Source organism: Bacillus sp. FSL M8-0350 (assembly GCF_038593345.1).
GTDB lineage: Bacteria > Bacillota > Bacilli > Bacillales > Bacillaceae > Bacillus > Bacillus safensis.
Genome location: NZ_CP151985.1, coordinates 2,869,857 through 2,887,628, shown reverse-complemented (window position 1 = coordinate 2,887,628; position 17,772 = coordinate 2,869,857). Strand labels below are relative to the sequence as shown.

10 protein-coding genes, 21 tRNA genes, 3 rRNA genes and 1 riboswitch are annotated in these 17,772 nt (G+C 45.5%); of the genes, 29 read left to right on the top strand and 5 right to left on the bottom strand.

The window, feature by feature from the left end:
• Positions 1-10 precede the first annotated feature (10 nt).
• A complete protein-coding gene (locus NSS80_RS15170) occupies positions 11-1,558 on the top strand; it encodes a flotillin family protein (RefSeq protein ID WP_034284308.1) in 1,548 nt (515 codons plus the stop codon).
• A gap of 142 nt (positions 1,559-1,700) precedes the next feature.
• A complete protein-coding gene (locus NSS80_RS15165) occupies positions 1,701-2,255 on the top strand; it encodes a GNAT family N-acetyltransferase (protein WP_034284309.1) in 555 nt (184 codons plus the stop codon).
• Here NSS80_RS15165 and NSS80_RS15160 read toward each other — a convergent pair.
• Positions 2,215-2,403, bottom strand: coding sequence for a hypothetical protein (locus tag NSS80_RS15160; RefSeq protein ID WP_024423229.1), 189 nt, complete (start codon positions 2,401-2,403; stop codon positions 2,215-2,217). The genes NSS80_RS15165 and NSS80_RS15160 overlap by 41 nt on opposite strands.
• Positions 2,404-2,495: 92 nt before the next feature.
• Positions 2,496-3,071, bottom strand: coding sequence for an energy-coupled thiamine transporter ThiT (gene thiT, locus NSS80_RS15155; RefSeq protein WP_034284310.1), 576 nt, complete (start codon positions 3,069-3,071; stop codon positions 2,496-2,498).
• Between the two features lie 98 nt (positions 3,072-3,169).
• Positions 3,170-3,271, bottom strand: a riboswitch (TPP riboswitch).
• Positions 3,272-3,706: 435 nt separating this feature from the next.
• Here thiT and NSS80_RS15150 point away from each other — a divergent pair.
• The 24 genes from NSS80_RS15150 to NSS80_RS15035 all read left to right on the top strand — a co-directional run bounded on the left by NSS80_RS15150 (position 3,707) and on the right by NSS80_RS15035 (position 10,992).
• A 16S ribosomal RNA gene (locus NSS80_RS15150) occupies positions 3,707-5,255 on the top strand.
• A 182-nt stretch (positions 5,256-5,437) separates the two neighbouring features.
• Positions 5,438-8,368 (top strand): 23S ribosomal RNA (locus tag NSS80_RS15145).
• Positions 8,369-8,429: 61 nt separating this feature from the next.
• A 5S ribosomal RNA gene (rrf, locus tag NSS80_RS15140) occupies positions 8,430-8,545 on the top strand.
• Together the 16S, 23S and 5S rRNA genes form the textbook arrangement of a ribosomal RNA operon.
• A 521-nt stretch (positions 8,546-9,066) precedes the next feature.
• Positions 9,067-9,142 (top strand) — tRNA-Val (locus NSS80_RS15135).
• Positions 9,143-9,175: 33 nt separating this feature from the next.
• Positions 9,176-9,251, top strand: a tRNA-Thr gene (locus NSS80_RS15130).
• Positions 9,252-9,288: 37 nt separating this feature from the next.
• Positions 9,289-9,364: transfer RNA gene (locus tag NSS80_RS15125), tRNA-Lys, on the top strand.
• An 8-nt stretch (positions 9,365-9,372) separates the two neighbouring features.
• Positions 9,373-9,455 (top strand) — tRNA-Leu (locus NSS80_RS15120).
• A 30-nt stretch (positions 9,456-9,485) separates the two neighbouring features.
• Positions 9,486-9,557: transfer RNA gene (locus NSS80_RS15115), tRNA-Gly, on the top strand.
• Positions 9,558-9,569: 12 nt separating this feature from the next.
• A tRNA-Leu gene (locus NSS80_RS15110) sits at positions 9,570-9,655 on the top strand.
• 10 nt (positions 9,656-9,665) lie between these two features.
• A tRNA-Arg gene (locus tag NSS80_RS15105) sits at positions 9,666-9,742 on the top strand.
• 7 nt (positions 9,743-9,749) lie between these two features.
• Positions 9,750-9,826 (top strand) — tRNA-Pro (locus NSS80_RS15100).
• 8 nt (positions 9,827-9,834) lie between these two features.
• Positions 9,835-9,907, top strand: a tRNA-Ala gene (locus NSS80_RS15095).
• Positions 9,908-9,932: 25 nt separating this feature from the next.
• A tRNA-Met gene (locus tag NSS80_RS15090) sits at positions 9,933-10,006 on the top strand.
• Positions 10,007-10,010: 4 nt separating this feature from the next.
• Positions 10,011-10,087: transfer RNA gene (locus NSS80_RS15085), tRNA-Ile, on the top strand.
• Positions 10,088-10,094: 7 nt separating this feature from the next.
• Positions 10,095-10,187 (top strand) — tRNA-Ser (locus tag NSS80_RS15080).
• 22 nt (positions 10,188-10,209) lie between these two features.
• A tRNA-Met gene (locus tag NSS80_RS15075) sits at positions 10,210-10,286 on the top strand.
• 4 nt (positions 10,287-10,290) lie between these two features.
• Positions 10,291-10,367, top strand: a tRNA-Asp gene (locus tag NSS80_RS15070).
• 18 nt (positions 10,368-10,385) lie between these two features.
• Positions 10,386-10,458 (top strand) — tRNA-Phe (locus tag NSS80_RS15065).
• A 25-nt stretch (positions 10,459-10,483) separates the two neighbouring features.
• Positions 10,484-10,559 (top strand) — tRNA-His (locus NSS80_RS15060).
• 11 nt (positions 10,560-10,570) lie between these two features.
• A tRNA-Gly gene (locus NSS80_RS15055) sits at positions 10,571-10,644 on the top strand.
• A gap of 17 nt (positions 10,645-10,661) precedes the next feature.
• Positions 10,662-10,738 (top strand) — tRNA-Ile (locus NSS80_RS15050).
• A 6-nt stretch (positions 10,739-10,744) separates the two neighbouring features.
• A tRNA-Asn gene (locus NSS80_RS15045) sits at positions 10,745-10,819 on the top strand.
• 3 nt (positions 10,820-10,822) lie between these two features.
• Positions 10,823-10,913: transfer RNA gene (locus tag NSS80_RS15040), tRNA-Ser, on the top strand.
• Positions 10,914-10,920: 7 nt separating this feature from the next.
• Positions 10,921-10,992: transfer RNA gene (locus NSS80_RS15035), tRNA-Glu, on the top strand.
• Positions 10,993-11,068: 76 nt separating this feature from the next.
• Here NSS80_RS15035 and NSS80_RS15030 read toward each other — a convergent pair.
• The 3 genes from NSS80_RS15030 to NSS80_RS15020 all read right to left on the bottom strand — a co-directional run bounded on the left by NSS80_RS15030 (position 11,069) and on the right by NSS80_RS15020 (position 13,423).
• The gene (locus NSS80_RS15030; protein WP_024424942.1) at positions 11,069-11,545 is read right to left on the bottom strand and encodes a tryptophan-rich sensory protein; all 477 of its coding nucleotides are present in this window, start codon (positions 11,543-11,545) and stop codon (positions 11,069-11,071) included.
• 86 nt (positions 11,546-11,631) lie between these two features.
• Positions 11,632-12,366: a TraR/DksA C4-type zinc finger protein gene (locus tag NSS80_RS15025; protein WP_024425775.1), complete on the bottom strand. Its 735-nt coding sequence runs from the start codon at positions 12,364-12,366 to the stop codon at positions 11,632-11,634.
• 118 nt (positions 12,367-12,484) lie between these two features.
• Positions 12,485-13,423 (bottom strand): 1,4-dihydroxy-2-naphthoate polyprenyltransferase, encoded by a 939-nt coding sequence (locus NSS80_RS15020; RefSeq protein ID WP_025093657.1) that lies wholly within the window; start codon positions 13,421-13,423, stop codon positions 12,485-12,487.
• Positions 13,424-13,803: 380 nt separating this feature from the next.
• Between NSS80_RS15020 and NSS80_RS15015 the strand changes: the two genes are divergently transcribed.
• The 3 genes from NSS80_RS15015 to menH are packed head-to-tail and all read left to right on the top strand — an operon-like array spanning position 13,804 to position 17,769.
• Positions 13,804-15,222, top strand: coding sequence for an isochorismate synthase MenF (locus NSS80_RS15015; protein ID WP_024425777.1), 1,419 nt, complete (start codon positions 13,804-13,806; stop codon positions 15,220-15,222).
• Positions 15,215-16,960, top strand: a complete 1,746-nt coding sequence (menD, locus tag NSS80_RS15010; RefSeq protein ID WP_317221875.1) for a 2-succinyl-5-enolpyruvyl-6-hydroxy-3-cyclohexene-1-carboxylic-acid synthase — start codon at positions 15,215-15,217, stop codon at positions 16,958-16,960. Before NSS80_RS15015 ends, menD begins: the two co-directional genes overlap by 8 nt.
• Positions 16,942-17,769, top strand: a complete 828-nt coding sequence (gene menH / locus NSS80_RS15005; protein ID WP_268478557.1) for a 2-succinyl-6-hydroxy-2,4-cyclohexadiene-1-carboxylate synthase — start codon at positions 16,942-16,944, stop codon at positions 17,767-17,769. Before menD ends, menH begins: the two co-directional genes overlap by 19 nt.
• Positions 17,770-17,772 lie beyond the last annotated feature (3 nt).

Below are 17,772 nucleotides of genomic sequence, written 5' to 3'. Positions count from 1 at the left end.
AGGGAATGCTATGCCAGGAACAACGATTTTAGTGATCATTGGAATTGTGCTTGTGATTCTTATTGCACTTATTGGTGTATTTGTTTCTAAATACCGGACAGCAGGTCCAGATGAAGCATTAATCGTCACAGGAAGTTACCTAGGAAGTAAAAATGTCCACGTGGATGAAGGTGGAAACAAGATTAAGATTGTGAGAGGCGGCGGTACCTTTGTACTTCCAGTCTTTCAACAAGCAGAGCCGCTCAGCTTACTATCTAGCAAGCTAGACGTTTCAACACCTGAAGTCTATACCGAACAGGGTGTACCGGTAATGGCGGATGGAACAGCCATCATTAAAATTGGCGGATCGATTGAAGAAATCGCGACTGCTGCAGAGCAATTTTTAGGGAAAACAAAAGAAGACCGCGAAAACGAAGCAAGAGAAGTATTAGAAGGCCATCTTCGTTCCATCTTAGGATCAATGACAGTTGAAGAGATTTATAAAAACAGAGAGAAATTCTCTCAAGAAGTACAACGTGTCGCTTCTCAAGATTTAGCGAAAATGGGTCTTGTCATTGTATCGTTTACGATTAAAGATGTTCGTGATAAAAATGGCTATTTAGAATCTCTAGGTAAACCAAGAATTGCCCAAGTAAAACGCGATGCAGATATTGCAACAGCTGAAGCAGATAAAGAAACACGTATCAAACGTGCCGAAGCAGATAAAGATGCGAAGAAATCTGAGCTTGAGCGTGCTACTGAAATCGCTGAAGCAGAAAAGATCAATGAGCTGAAAAGAGCAGAATTTAGACGTGAACAGGATACGGCGAAAGCAAGTGCTGACCAAGCGTACGATCTAGAAACAGCTCGTAACCGTCAGCACGTAACTGAACAAGAAATGCAAGTCAAAATCATTGAGCGTCAGAAACAAATTGAATTAGAAGAAAAAGAGATTCAGCGTCGTGAACGTCAATACGATTCTGAAGTGAAAAAGAAAGCAGATGCGGACCGTTATGCTGTTGAGCAGTCGGCTGCGGCGGAAAAAGCGAAACGCCTTGCTGAAGCAGATGCGAAGAAATACAGCATTGAAGCAATGGCCAAAGCAGAAGCTGAGAAAGTTCGTATTGACGGACTTGCCAAAGCGGAAGCGGATCGTGCAAAAGGGGAAACAGAAGCGGAAGTCATTAGACTAAAAGGACTTGCAGAAGCGGAAGCGAAAGAGAAAATCGCTGAAGCATTCGAACAGTATGGTCAGGCAGCGATCCTTGATATGATTGTGAAAATGCTACCTGAATATGCGAAGCAAGTATCTGCACCACTTTCTAACATTGATAAAATTACTGTTGTGGATACGGGCGGTAACGGGGAAGGCAGCGGTGCCAATAAAGTTACAGGCTATGCCACAAACCTCATGTCCAGTCTGCAAGAAAGCCTGAAAGCATCCTCTGGAATAGATGTGAAAGAAATAATTGAGAACTTTTCCGGCAAAGGAAATGTGAAGCAAAGCATTCAAGAGCTGACAAACGAAATCAAACAGCCAAGAAAAAAAGAGATCGCTGATACTCAAATAGAAGAATAAAATCAATAGACACCTTCCAGCAGAAGGTGTCTATTTTTTATAGAAGAAGTTTTAACCATTGAAATACAGACCATTGAATTCTACGTAATAGGAATTTATGATAATGAAGATAGGGTGTAAAAAACTAAAAGGAGTGGTGCGGATGAAGGTGAGACATGCTGTACATCAAGATATTCCTAAAATCGCCGAAATACATGTGAAGAGCTGGCAAACGACTTATCAAGGCATTATTAATCAGGATTATTTGGATGGTTTAAATATAAAAGATCGGAAAGAGAGCTGGAGAAAAAGATCGCTTGAAGGCACGTTTGTCGCAGAAGATGCGGATGGCGTATTTGGTTTTGCTTCTTTCGGAAAACAACGTGACGAACGTTATTCTACATATGATGGAGAGCTGTATGCCATCTATTTATTACAACAGAAACAGAAATCAGGTGCGGGTATTGCTTTAATTGCTAAAGGTGTCGATTATTTAATAGAAAAAGGGTATCAGAGGTTGATGCTATGGGTGTTTGAGCAAAATTCGGCAAAACAATTTTATCAAAAACTTCAACCTAGTTTTGTCGTTACCAGCCAGTTCGAGCTGGCTGGCGAGAACCATAATGAAATAGGGTATGGATGGGAGCTGTCTATATTGAATAACCATGTACAACGGATTAAATCGTCAGCTTCCAGTAATAATGAGAGAAAAAAGTGAAGAGCACAGCAAGCAGCATGTAAGAAATAAACGGTGAAGCTTCTACTTTTCCTTTCACGCCTGCTATTTTTAAAGCTTCATAGAAACCTGCCAAAAAATAAGCAAGACTGAGAATATAGCAGCACAGCATAATGGAGTAAGGGCTCATTGTCGTACCTCCAGCATGAAATCTTCTATTATTAATAGATTCCATAGATCAGCAAATTATGCATAAAAAAATAACCAGCTGAAATCAGCCGGTTATTTTTGATGAGGAAAAACCAAACGAGATGCACTTGGGATGAGTATACAAAGAACGATACTGCAAATAATAAATGAAGGAACCATATATGTGCTGTTATAAATTAAAGAGTAGACCCATCCTGGTGTTCCTTTCGGTGCATATTGAGAGAAGAAAACGACGCCAGAAATAAAGAACGTCAGCAACCTGAATAAACTAGCAACAAAAACAGCTAAGGTAATATAGAAGAATTGCTGTTTTCGCTTTTGATCCTGAATGGCTTTTTTGATCAGTCCAGAAAACAGGCCGCTTAAAGAAATGACAACAGATGCAACGAAGTAATCGAGGAATCCTTGAACAGGTGTAGCGATGATCGGGCTATTCATCAGCTGAAGACCTGCGATTAACACACCGATGATAAATCCGGTAGATATTCCCCATCTAATAGACATGAGAATAACGGGAATCATAATCAGCGCAAGAGAACCGCCATTGGGCATTCTTAAAAAGAGACCTGATAAGTAATCTAATACAAGAGCAAGTGAAGTCATAATCGCGATTTCCATCAGTCGTACCAATTGATTTGATTGCTGCATAAAAAAATCTCCTTTTTCATGAATTGAGCAAGGAGAGACCGTGTAAGGATGAGTATGTTATTCATAGAAAAACATATCGATTTGAATACACCGTATGTATTCAAGTGATTCCACATTCCTACTTCAGTATTAACTGACAGGTTCAAAGGGTCAGAACAACGAATGTTCACTCTCAGCACAAAGCTCCCCCTGCGGTTATTTAGTTTCAATCTATTATAAATATACTAAAGACCTGCAGGATCAACAATAGACAATTCCCGAGATAAGCAGCATTTGTATCAATATATAGGAAGAGATAAGGAAAAATAAATTATTTAGAAAAAATACTTGTTTCTTCTTTCAAAAGGTGTTATATTTGTATTCGCCGCTGAAACAGCGCGGTTGATAAATAACATTAAGAAAAAAGTTGTTGACTTTATCTTGATAGAATGTTATATTAATAAAGTCGCCTCTGAGAGACGACGAAGATGATCTTTGAAAACTAAACAAGACAAAACGTACCTGTTAATTCGAGTTTTTATAAAAAAATCCTATGAAACTTCATAGGTAGTCAGTCAAACTGGCGAGGCAGGAAATGATCACATGCTAAGTTCGCTACATCGTGTAGCAACGCATGTGTGATATGCATCCTGCATACCTCGGAGAGTTTGATCCTGGCTCAGGACGAACGCTGGCGGCGTGCCTAATACATGCAAGTCGAGCGGACAGAAGGGAGCTTGCTCCCGGATGTTAGCGGCGGACGGGTGAGTAACACGTGGGTAACCTGCCTGTAAGACTGGGATAACTCCGGGAAACCGGAGCTAATACCGGATAGTTCCTTGAACCGCATGGTTCAAGGATGAAAGACGGTTTCGGCTGTCACTTACAGATGGACCCGCGGCGCATTAGCTAGTTGGTGGGGTAATGGCTCACCAAGGCGACGATGCGTAGCCGACCTGAGAGGGTGATCGGCCACACTGGGACTGAGACACGGCCCAGACTCCTACGGGAGGCAGCAGTAGGGAATCTTCCGCAATGGACGAAAGTCTGACGGAGCAACGCCGCGTGAGTGATGAAGGTTTTCGGATCGTAAAGCTCTGTTGTTAGGGAAGAACAAGTGCGAGAGTAACTGCTCGCACCTTGACGGTACCTAACCAGAAAGCCACGGCTAACTACGTGCCAGCAGCCGCGGTAATACGTAGGTGGCAAGCGTTGTCCGGAATTATTGGGCGTAAAGGGCTCGCAGGCGGTTTCTTAAGTCTGATGTGAAAGCCCCCGGCTCAACCGGGGAGGGTCATTGGAAACTGGGAAACTTGAGTGCAGAAGAGGAGAGTGGAATTCCACGTGTAGCGGTGAAATGCGTAGAGATGTGGAGGAACACCAGTGGCGAAGGCGACTCTCTGGTCTGTAACTGACGCTGAGGAGCGAAAGCGTGGGGAGCGAACAGGATTAGATACCCTGGTAGTCCACGCCGTAAACGATGAGTGCTAAGTGTTAGGGGGTTTCCGCCCCTTAGTGCTGCAGCTAACGCATTAAGCACTCCGCCTGGGGAGTACGGTCGCAAGACTGAAACTCAAAGGAATTGACGGGGGCCCGCACAAGCGGTGGAGCATGTGGTTTAATTCGAAGCAACGCGAAGAACCTTACCAGGTCTTGACATCCTCTGACAACCCTAGAGATAGGGCTTTCCCTTCGGGGACAGAGTGACAGGTGGTGCATGGTTGTCGTCAGCTCGTGTCGTGAGATGTTGGGTTAAGTCCCGCAACGAGCGCAACCCTTGATCTTAGTTGCCAGCATTCAGTTGGGCACTCTAAGGTGACTGCCGGTGACAAACCGGAGGAAGGTGGGGATGACGTCAAATCATCATGCCCCTTATGACCTGGGCTACACACGTGCTACAATGGACAGAACAAAGGGCTGCAAGACCGCAAGGTTTAGCCAATCCCATAAATCTGTTCTCAGTTCGGATCGCAGTCTGCAACTCGACTGCGTGAAGCTGGAATCGCTAGTAATCGCGGATCAGCATGCCGCGGTGAATACGTTCCCGGGCCTTGTACACACCGCCCGTCACACCACGAGAGTTTGCAACACCCGAAGTCGGTGAGGTAACCTTTATGGAGCCAGCCGCCGAAGGTGGGGCAGATGATTGGGGTGAAGTCGTAACAAGGTAGCCGTATCGGAAGGTGCGGCTGGATCACCTCCTTTCTAAGGATATATGGAGCAGCGTACGTTTTCGTCTTGTTTAGTTTTGAAGGATCATTCCTTCAAAACATGTCTCTAGCGAGACAGGATTGTTCTTTGAAAACTAGATAACAATAAGTAATACATTCACATTGAATGCAATGCAAAGTTCATCACACATAGTGATTCTTTCTAAAGTAAGAAATGGTTAAGTTAGAAAGGGCGCACGGTGGATGCCTTGGCACTAGGAGCCGATGAAGGACGGGACGAACACCGATATGCTTCGGGGAGCTGTAAGCAAGCTTTGATCCGGAGATTTCCGAATGGGGAAACCCACTGCTCGTAATGGAGTAGTATCCATACTTGAATACATAGAGTATGAGAAGGCATACCCGGGGAACTGAAACATCTAAGTACCCGGAGGAAGAGAAAGCAAATGCGATTCCCTGAGTAGCGGCGAGCGAAACGGGAACAGCCCAAACCAAGAGGCTTGCCTCTTGGGGTTGTAGGACACTCTATACGGAGTTACAAAGGAATGATATAAGCGAAGAGGTCTGGAAAGGCCCGCCAAAGAAGGTAACAGCCCTGTAACTGAAATGTCGTTCTCTCCAGAGTGGATCCTGAGTACGGCGGAACACGTGAAATTCCGTCGGAATCCGGGAGGACCATCTCCCAAGGCTAAATACTCCCTAGTGACCGATAGTGAACCAGTACCGTGAGGGAAAGGTGAAAAGCACCCCGGAAGGGGAGTGAAATAGATCCTGAAACCGTGTGCCTACAAGTAGTCAGAGCCCGTTAACGGGTGATGGCGTGCCTTTTGTAGAATGAACCGGCGAGTTACGATCCCGTGCAAGGTTAAGCAGAAGATGCGGAGCCGCAGCGAAAGCGAGTCTGAATAGGGCGCATGAGTACGTGGTCGTAGACCCGAAACCAGGTGATCTACCCATGTCCAGGGTGAAGTTCAGGTAACACTGAATGGAGGCCCGAACCCACGCACGTTGAAAAGTGCGGGGATGAGGTGTGGGTAGGGGTGAAATGCCAATCGAACCTGGAGATAGCTGGTTCTCTCCGAAATAGCTTTAGGGCTAGCCTCAAGGTAAGAGTCTCGGAGGTAGAGCACTGATTGGACTAGGGGCCCCTACCGGGTTACCGAATTCAGTCAAACTCCGAATGCCGATGACTTATCCTTGGGAGTCAGACTGCGAGTGATAAGATCCGTAGTCGAAAGGGAAACAGCCCAGACCGCCAGCTAAGGTCCCAAAGTATACGTTAAGTGGAAAAGGATGTGGAGTTGCTTAGACAACCAGGATGTTGGCTTAGAAGCAGCCACCATTTAAAGAGTGCGTAATAGCTCACTGGTCGAGTGACTCTGCGCCGAAAATGTACCGGGGCTAAACGTATCACCGAAGCTGCGGACTGTTCTTACGAACAGTGGTAGGAGAGCGTTCTAAGGGCTGTGAAGCCAGACCGGAAGGACTGGTGGAGCGCTTAGAAGTGAGAATGCCGGTATGAGTAGCGAAAGACGGGTGAGAATCCCGTCCACCGAATGCCTAAGGTTTCCTGAGGAAGGCTCGTCCGCTCAGGGTTAGTCGGGACCTAAGCCGAGGCCGAAAGGCGTAGGCGATGGACAACAGGTTGATATTCCTGTACCACCTCCTCACCATTTGAGCAATGGGGGGACGCAGGAGGATAGGGTAAGCGCGGTATTGGATATCCGCGTCCAAGCAGTTAGGCTGGGAAATAGGCAAATCCGTTTCCCGTAAAGGCTGAGCTGTGATGGCGAGCGAAATTTAGTAGCGAAGTTCCTGATTCCACACTGCCAAGAAAAGCCTCTAGCGAGGTGAGAGGTGCCCGTACCGCAAACCGACACAGGTAGGCGAGGAGAGAATCCTAAGGTGATCGAGAGAACTCTCGTTAAGGAACTCGGCAAAATGACCCCGTAACTTCGGGAGAAGGGGTGCTTCTTAGGGTGTTAAAGCCCCGAGAAGCCGCAGTGAATAGGCCCAGGCGACTGTTTAGCAAAAACACAGGTCTCTGCGAAGCCGTAAGGCGAAGTATAGGGGCTGACGCCTGCCCGGTGCTGGAAGGTTAAGAGGAGCGCTTAGCGTAAGCGAAGGTGCGAATTGAAGCCCCAGTAAACGGCGGCCGTAACTATAACGGTCCTAAGGTAGCGAAATTCCTTGTCGGGTAAGTTCCGACCCGCACGAAAGGCGCAACGATCTGGGCACTGTCTCAACGAGAGACTCGGTGAAATTATAGTACCTGTGAAGATGCAGGTTACCCGCGACAGGACGGAAAGACCCCGTGGAGCTTTACTGCAGCCTGATATTGAATGTTGGTACAGCTTGTACAGGATAGGTAGGAGCCTTGGAAACCGGAGCGCTAGCTTCGGTGGAGGCATCGGTGGGATACTACCCTGGCTGTATTGACCTTCTAACCCGCTGCCCTTATCGGGCAGGGAGACAGTGTCAGGTGGGCAGTTTGACTGGGGCGGTCGCCTCCTAAAATGTAACGGAGGCGCCCAAAGGTTCCCTCAGAATGGTTGGAAATCATTCGCAGAGTGTAAAGGCACAAGGGAGCTTGACTGCGAGACCTACAAGTCGAGCAGGGACGAAAGTCGGGCTTAGTGATCCGGTGGTTCCGCATGGAAGGGCCATCGCTCAACGGATAAAAGCTACCCCGGGGATAACAGGCTTATCTCCCCCAAGAGTCCACATCGACGGGGAGGTTTGGCACCTCGATGTCGGCTCATCGCATCCTGGGGCTGTAGTCGGTCCCAAGGGTTGGGCTGTTCGCCCATTAAAGCGGTACGCGAGCTGGGTTCAGAACGTCGTGAGACAGTTCGGTCCCTATCCGTCGCGGGCGCAGGAAATTTGAGAGGAGCTGTCCTTAGTACGAGAGGACCGGGATGGACGCACCGCTGGTGTACCAGTTGTTCTGCCAAGGGCATCGCTGGGTAGCTATGTGCGGACGGGATAAGTGCTGAAAGCATCTAAGCATGAAGCCCCCCTCAAGATGAGATTTCCCATTCCGCAAGGAAGTAAGATCCCTGAAAGATGATCAGGTTGATAGGTCTGAGGTGGAAGCGTGGTGACACGTGGAGCTGACAGATACTAATAGATCGAGGACTTAACCTATATTCTAATGTGAAGCATGAACATTGTTATCTAGTTTTGAGAGAACATTCTCTCCATCAGGTTTGGTGGCGATAGCGAAGAGGTCACACCCGTTCCCATACCGAACACGGAAGTTAAGCTCTTCAGCGCCGATGGTAGTTGGGGGTTTCCCCCTGTGAGAGTAGGACGCCGCCAAGCTTCTATTAGGATCAGTTCCAGTCGGAACTGGTCTTTTTTGTGCAAGTTGAGGGTACATACATTCACTTGTTTGATAAAAGATCGTGGCTTCATTTTATGTCCACAAGCAGCGTGTGAAATACTTGGATATAAAGAGAAAAAGAGTCTATCGCATAAACCATTATCTATAAAAAAACAATAGAGAGACAGAGTATCAGCTTATATAGGGAAATTAAAGATGTGTAAGCCTCTATGATTTTTTATAAATGCTTACGGCTAAAGAGATACATATATCATTAAAGTATAAAAATGAGGGACTGCTAATATTTCTGAAGGAATCGAACGTTTTAAAAGAGAATATAGAAGAGAGAAGTTCAGCTGCTGAACGTGGAACAGCAGCTGTTTGAATAGGAGAAATGACGATCATTTGTTAAAAGAAATACGCAATGAAAATTGAAATAAAATTTTTTTAATATAGCCTTTACAAATGATTAAAACCTGTATATAATAATCTTTGTCGGATCGAGAGATTCCTACATAGTGGAGGATTAGCTCAGCTGGGAGAGCATCTGCCTTACAAGCAGAGGGTCGGCGGTTCGAGCCCGTCATCCTCCACCATATTTATTCTTACATAATGTTAGGATAGATAAAGCCGGTGTAGCTCAACTGGTAGAGCAACTGACTTGTAATCAGTAGGTTGGGGGTTCAAGTCCTCTTGCCGGCACCACTTTCATATGGTAAGATAGACAAGTCGCTTTTAAAGCGAGCCATTAGCTCAGTTGGTAGAGCATCTGACTTTTAATCAGAGGGTCGAAGGTTCGAGTCCTTCATGGCTCACCATGTTTCATGCGGGTGTGGCGGAATTGGCAGACGCGCTAGACTTAGGATCTAGTGTCTTTATGACGTGGGGGTTCAAGTCCCTTCACCCGCATTGCCAAATAAAATAAAGAAATCCTGTAATGCGGAAGTAGTTCAGTGGTAGAACACCACCTTGCCAAGGTGGGGGTCGCGGGTTCGAATCCCGTCTTCCGCTTATACCATCCACGCCGGGGTGGTGGAATTGGCAGACACACAGGACTTAAAATCCTGCGGTAGGTGACTACCGTGCCGGTTCAAGTCCGGCCCTCGGCATTATAAATAAGCGCCCGTAGCTCAATTGGATAGAGCGTTTGACTACGGATCAAAAGGTTAGGGGTTCGACTCCTCTCGGGCGCGCCATTAAGATCGGGAAGTAGCTCAGCTTGGTAGAGCACTTGGTTTGGGACCAAGGGGTCGCAGGTTCGAATCCTGTCTTCCCGACCATCTTTTATGGGGCCTTAGCTCAGCTGGGAGAGCGCCTGCCTTGCACGCAGGAGGTCAGCGGTTCGATCCCGCTAGGCTCCACTTTTTAAAAGATTATTTTGATCATGGCGGTGTAGCTCAGCTGGCTAGAGCGTACGGTTCATACCCGTGAGGTCGGGGGTTCGATCCCCTCCGCCGCTATAAAGGACCTTTAGCTCAGTTGGTTAGAGCAGACGGCTCATAACCGTCCGGTCGTAGGTTCGAGTCCTACAAGGTCCACCATCTATACGGAGGAATACCCAAGTCCGGCTGAAGGGATCGGTCTTGAAAACCGACAGGGGTGTCAAAGCCCGCGGGGGTTCGAATCCCTCTTCCTCCGCCATATTTTTTAAAACCCATATCATCGCGGGGTGGAGCAGTTCGGTAGCTCGTCGGGCTCATAACCCGAAGGTCGCAGGTTCAAATCCTGCCCCCGCAACCAAAATGGTCCGGTAGTTCAGTTGGTTAGAATGCCTGCCTGTCACGCAGGAGGTCGCGGGTTCGAGTCCCGTCCGGACCGCCATTTTTCAAGAGAATACTTGGCTCGGTAGCTCAGTTGGTAGAGCAACGGACTGAAAATCCGTGTGTCGGCGGTTCGATTCCGTCCCGAGCCACTTTTATAAAAATATTCATAGTATGGCGGTTGTGGCGAAGTGGTTAACGCACCAGATTGTGGCTCTGGCACTCGTGGGTTCGATTCCCATCAATCGCCCCATACATATTTTTGCGGGTGTAGTTTAGTGGTAAAACCTCAGCCTTCCAAGCTGATGTCGTGGGTTCGATTCCCATCACCCGCTCCATTTGTATATCTGTTCATGGGCCTGTAGCTCAGCTGGTTAGAGCGCACGCCTGATAAGCGTGAGGTCGGTGGTTCGAGTCCACTCAGGCCCACCATGATCTTCCGCAGTAGCTCAGTGGTAGAGCTATCGGCTGTTAACCGATCGGTCGTAGGTTCGAATCCTACCTGCGGAGCCAAATGGAGAAGTACTCAAGTGGCTGAAGAGGCGCCCCTGCTAAGGGTGTAGGTCGCGTAAGCGGCGCGAGGGTTCAAATCCCTCCTTCTCCGCCATTGATCTGGCCCGTTGGTCAAGCGGTTAAGACACCGCCCTTTCACGGCGGTAACACGGGTTCGAATCCCGTACGGGTCATTTTTAAAAGAGATCTTGTCAAAGATCTCTTTTTTATTTTCTCCAAAACGAAAGACCGCATCATGGCGGTCTTTTTTTACATATTCATGGAATAGATCGTATAAGACAAGTATGTGGCAAAGAAGCCCCATAAGACATAAGGAATCAGTAAAATTGGAACGACTTTGCTTAGTTTACGTGAGACGATGACAAGTGCAAGTGCTGTCAGTGCGACGAGAAGGCAGTCGATTGTAGCTACAAACAAATCCTTTTGTGTAAATTGAAAAAAGCTAAAGGCTTGATTGAAAACATAATTTAAAAGGAAAAGAATCCAAAATGGTAAAGTGATTTTTTGGAATCCATATTTTCCATAAATGATCGCTGCGGACAATGAGATGAGTGCAAATAAGACAGCCCACACAGCACCAATCACACCGCCACCAGGCGTCCATTCTGGTTTATTCAATGCGTCATACCATTCTCTGTCGATGGGGAACAAGAATCCGGCAATAGAGAATAGTGCGTATGTTATAAAGAAGACAACAATCGCCCAAATGATACTTTTTCTAGCCATCAAGAATCTCCTCCAATCAAATTCACTCTTAAAATGATTTCCCAATAATTACATGATATAAACATAAAGCCCCCAATATGAGGGGACTAATGATTTTCTTCTGTATAAGGTTCTTCCTCGTACGGTTTCAAGTCACCAAATACCGTCATGACACCTTCTTCGTCTAGTGCTTCTTCATAGGCCTCGTGTGCTTTGGTCGGATACACCTTGCTTGCTTTTCCTTCAATATCAGCAGCTGCGAATCCTTCGTAGTCCTCCACATAATCTTCATCTTCTGATTGTGTATATACATCATCGTATGTTAGAGGAGGGAATTCCATATCAGACGGGGTCTCAGAGTTTCCGTAGCGTTCTACGTCTTGGTAGGCATCCTCTCCATCGTACGCAGCACTTTCTTCATTTTCAAATTGTCCCGCGGGAGGACTTAATAAATCCTCTTCAATCGGACGGTTTTGTGAAACGGTCTGTTCTTTTGAATGCTCTGTGCATGTGACGGCAGTAGGCAAGGCTTCTAAGCGTTCCTTTGGAATAGGGGCTTTACAGACCTTGCACAGACCATAAGAGCCGTCTGCAATGGCTTGGAGTGCTTCATTGATGTCTAACATATGTTCATGTTCCAAGCTGTTTAAAGCAATATCTTTCCCCCGCTCGAACAGCTCTGTCCCTTGATCACCCGGGTGGTTATCATAGGCAGACAATTCACCGATCGAATCGTAAGGAAAGGATACTTTCTGTTCATCGTCATGGCTTTTGGCTTCAAGTTCTTTCTTTTCATCAAGAAGGCGCTGCTTCAAATGATGTAATTCGTCTTTAGACAACAAAGCGATCATCCTTTCATATCAAACATATTGTTAGTATGAGCAATTTTGTATGTAAGACTAGTTCCAATTTGAAGCAATTCCTTATTAAAAAAACGCCTGCGGCTGCAGGCGTTCTTTGTTACGCGATATAGTATTGTATGATTAAAGCGATCGTCAGCAGAAAACCAAAAAATGTATTGGTTTGAGCTGTAGATTTCATGGCATTCATTAATTCAATCGGTTTTTCTTTTTGCTTAAACTCTTTAATGGCTGTATAGGCTTTTGGCACACTCAGTAAAACAAGAAGACTCCAAAGACCGACGATATCTGTGAAGATATAAACAAAAATGAGTACATATGATACCAAAAACATGGAAAGTAAAATGTTCACTGCAGCTTTGCGTCCAGCAAGAATGGCAAGTGTTCTTCGTCCATTTTCCTTATCCCCGTCTAAATCACGGATATTGTTCGATAGTAAGATGGCACCAACTAAAATAGAAATTGGTAGTGAGATGAGAACCGCTTTAGACGTCAGTGTGCCTGTTTGGATATAGAAACTAATCAGGATGATTCCTAATCCCATAAAAGCACCTGAAACAAGTTCTCCAAACGGTGTATATGCAATTGGTACAGGGCCGCCAGTATAGAAATAGCCTGCTGCCATACAAATAAGTCCTATTAGTGCAATCCACCAGCTAGACATCATGCAAATATATACCCCAAGCAATAAAGAAAGTGCAAATAGAGCATAAGCGAGGCTGAGGACTGTCTTTGGCTTCACACCGTTTCTTACAATGGCTCCGCCGATGCCGACAGATTTCTCGTTGTCAAGCCCGCGAACATAATCAAAGTACTCATTAAACATGTTTGTTGCGATTTGGATAAACATAGATGCAAACAGCATGGCTAAAAATAGCCCAACATGTATTTGACCACTTGGAAGTGCTAAAACAGTTCCTAAAGTAACGGGAATAAATGCCGCTGTTAGTGTATGCGGTCGTAGTAAATTCCACCAAATTCGCCAGTTTTTATCAGGCTTTATTGGTGAAAGCTGATCTGATATCGATTGATGCTGCATAAAATATACTCCTTTAAATAAAAAAATACGTACACGTCCAAATTCCAGTTTAGCAAAGTTCAAAAAGGTGTCAATATATTGATGCGATGAATCGGGAAAAAGATGTTTGCTAATCGTTGCCATATCGAAGAAAAGCTTGATTTTAGAACAGGTCCTGCCATTTTATCTTTGATGCTCTCGTTTCAATAAGCAGGAGCGAAAAAATCTTGAAAGCGTGATATAATAAGGATTCGAGGTTTTAAAAGCTGTTTTCTTTACTAAGTTCATCTGTTAAGGTTTATAATAGAAAAGCAGGTCATTCGACATATTCGAATGTTCATGTATTTTTTTGTTATGGTTTTATTTTTTATGTTATTTCATGGATTTTGGAGGAATGTATCATGGTGACAACAGTGCAAAGTACTTTCCGGCAGGAAGCGCTCGCGACATTAGAAGAAGCGAATAACGTCAACCATGCTGTTTTGATAAGCTACTCCAGAAGAGTTGACGATCTGGATCCTCTTGCCTTTTTCCAAAGCGGAGAAGCGGATTTTTTAGGCGAGCGGTTTTTTTGGTCTGATCCAGAAAGCCAAATGATATTTTCTGGACTTGGCAGAGCGGCCGTCATTAAATCATCTGAGCAAGGCAAGGAACGATTCGATATAGTCCATCAAGAATGGGAACAGCTAAAGCAGCACATGTTCCATTTTCATGATGAGAAGGAGTTAAAGCAAGCGGCTGTTGGTCCGCTTTTATTTGGAGGATTCTCGTTTGATCCGCACGAAGAGAAGGCGCGTCATTGGGAAGCATTTGGCGAGGCTCATTTTTTTGTGCCGTCGATCATGCTGACTGTCTCAAAAGAAGGCAGTTTTCTTACGATCAATGAGTGGAAGCAGGTGGACGGGAATGTTCATCAGCTTATTCAAGAATTAGAACAAAAAGCCTCCCGTTTCGAGGCATTGCCAGTACGGACTGGTGGACAAGCTGAACTTGTTCATATGGAAGAGCTGGATGTGAACGAGTGGATGAAGGCGATCCAAGCAGCGACAGACCACATTCGTGCAAACGAATATGAAAAGGTTGTTTTAGCAAGAGAAGTCTTGCTTCACTATAAAAATCAAATTGAACTTGCTCCACTATTAGCAGAATTATTAAAGCACCAAACAACGAGTTATGTATTTGCGGTTGAACAGGGAAGACAAGCATTTGTCGGAGCCACGCCGGAACGCTTAGTGAAAAAAAGCGGAGGAGAGGTCTTTTCATCCTGTTTAGCAGGTTCCATTGTTCGCGGAAAAGATGAAGCGGAGGATCACGCATTAGGCGAGGAACTGCTGCATGATGAGAAGAATTTGATTGAACATCAAATTGTCGTCAATATGATTGAGCAAGCATTTAAAGCGAATTGCCTTCATGTGCATAAACCAAATCAACCAAGTCTTTATAAAACAAAAAACATTCAGCATTTGTTTACACCGATTGTAGGAGAAATCAAAAGCAGCTGTTCCCTCTTTTCATTAATTGAGCAGCTTCATCCGACGCCGGCATTAGGCGGATATCCTAAGGAAAAGGCGGTTGAAGTGATTCGTGAAATCGAACCGCTTAAGCGCGGCTGGTATGCAGCGCCGGTAGGCTGGATTGATTCTCAGGATAATGGAGAGTTTGCTGTAGCCATTCGGTCAGGTCTTATTGAGGAAGATCGTGTTCGTTTGTTCGCTGGCTGCGGAATTGTAGAGGATTCCCTTGCAAAGCAGGAGTATGAGGAAACACAAGTGAAGTTAAGACCAATGCTGTCTGCTCTTGGAGGTCATCCTATTGAATAATCACATCATGACAACATATATAGGCAGATTGATGGATGAATTCGTCCAAGGTGGTGTGAAAGAGGCAGTTGTCTGTCCTGGTTCTCGTTCAACTCCGCTTGCGATGCTGGCCCTTGCTCATCAAGACATCCATGTCCATGTTTTAGTGGACGAACGGTCTGCTGCTTTTTATGCGCTTGGTCTTGCAAAAGCAAGTCAATCCCCAGTGCTGCTCATTTGTACATCAGGTACAGCAGCTGCTAACTTTTATCCTGCCATTGTAGAGGCGCATTATTCTCGTGTACCTCTTATTGTGTTAACTGCTGATCGGCCGCACGAATTGAGGGAAGTGGGAGCACCTCAAGCGATTGATCAGCAATTCTTATTCGGTAAGTTTGTTAAATGGTTCACAGACTTAGCATTGCCAGAGGAAAGTCAAACGATGCTGCGTTATATTCAGACAGCAGCTGCGAGAGCAAATCACATGTCGATGCAGGAGCCAAAGGGGCCTGTTCAGATCAATGTACCTCTGAGAGAACCATTGCTTCCTGATCTGTCTATTGACCCTTTCGCGCGAGAAGAATCAGACACGAAAAAGGTATTAGCATCAGGTCATGCTTTCCCAAATGATCGAGTGATGTCTGAAATCGTAACCGTCATGAATCAATCAAAAAAGGGACTAATTGTGGCTGGTGAACTTCATACACAGGAAGAAAAAGAGGCAGTTTTACGCCTTTCGAAAGCTCTGCATTTACCTATTTTAGCTGACCCGCTTTCTCTTTTGCGCAACGGGCATGAGAATAAAGAGCTAATTATCGACGCTTATGATTCTTTATTGAAAGATGAAGCATTGCAGCAGCATCTATTACCGGATATGATCATTCGTTTTGGCCCGATGCCTGTGTCTAAGCCCTTATTCAAGTGGCTGGAAAAACATGCGGAAGTGCAGCAGATTGTTGTAGATGCTGCCGGAGGTTTTCGTGATCCAGGGTTAAGTGCTTCATACGTCATTGAAAGTACTGTCTCTGCTTTTGTAGAAGCAGCATTAAATCAAGCAGTACAGCGTAAAGAGACAAGTTTCTTAAACTGCTGGCAGAATGCTAATTCTTCATTCAGAACGCATGCAGCCCGCTATTCAGATGAGGATTTGTCCTTTGAAGGGAATGTGTACCGTCAGCTTCAGCACCTCTTGCCAAAGGAGAGTGTCCTTTTTATCGGAAATAGTATGCCGATTCGTGATGTAGATACATTTTTTGAAACTCAGTCCAAGCCTTTTCGAATGCTGGCGAATCGCGGAGCAAATGGCATTGACGGCGTTGTGTCCACAGCACTTGGCACGTATGCAGCATTGAAGCAGCCAGTCACTTTAGTCATTGGAGATTTATCATTTTACCATGATATGAACGGTCTGCTTGCAGCTAAGCTGATGGACATTCCGCTGACAGTTGTTTTGATAAACAATGATGGGGGAGGTATCTTTTCTTTCCTTCCGCAGGCGTCTGATAAACCTTATTATGAAAAGCTCTTTGGTACGCCGACAGGACTGAATTTTGAGTATGCATCGAAGTTATATGGGGGAACCTATTCGAAACCGGCAACGAAACAAGAGTTACATGATGTGTACATGGCGCATATCGATGAACCTTGGCTTCATTTAATTGAAATTGAAACAGATCGTCATTCCCGTGTAGACAAGCACCGTCAAATGATGGATGACATATTGGAAGAAGTGAAAAAAGAATGCCTTCGCTCATCATAAGAATGCGTGATGGGGTAGCGTACGAAGTGGTGGACCAGAACCCTTCGGCAGCAAATGCCACATTATGCTTACACGGCTTCACTGGAAGTGCAGCGTCTTGGACGTTCTTGAATGCTTATTTGGAGAATACAAGACTGATTCAGGTCAGCTTGCTTGGACATGGACGTACGGACTCGCCAGAAAGTGTGAGAAGATATGCCATGTCTCAGCAGCTGGCAGATCTTGTAGAGATTTTAAACCAATTAAAGCTTCACAAAGTGAATATTCTCGGATATTCTATGGGAGGACGTATTGCTTTATCATTTGCCGCTCGTTATCCAGATCGTGTCAATAAATTGATTCTTGAGAGTACATCTCCTGGGCTTCGCACTTTTAAAGAGCGGATGTCAAGACTAAAGCATGATCATCAGCTTGCTCAAAAGATTAGACATGAAGGCTTAGTGAAGTTTGTGGATTTTTGGGAAAGCATCCCTTTGTTTGCGTCGCAGAAAACTTTATCAGCGGAAAGGCAGACTGAGCTGAGAGAGGGAAGACTAAAAGCCAATCCTCTTGGACTGGCTCGCAGCTTAGAAGGAATTGGAACAGGTTCACAGCCGTCTGTTTGGAAGGCGTTAAAGCATATTCATTTCCCTGCTTTGTTCATTTGTGGAACGCTTGATGAAAAGTTCTGCCATATCGGCAAACGTATGCAGCAGGAGCTGAAAGGAAGTCAATTTATAGTGGCTGAGCATGCTGGGCATACAGTTCATGTGGAACAACCACATTTTTTTGGTAAAATAGTAAGTGAGTTTATTTTAGCGCAAGATTAGAGG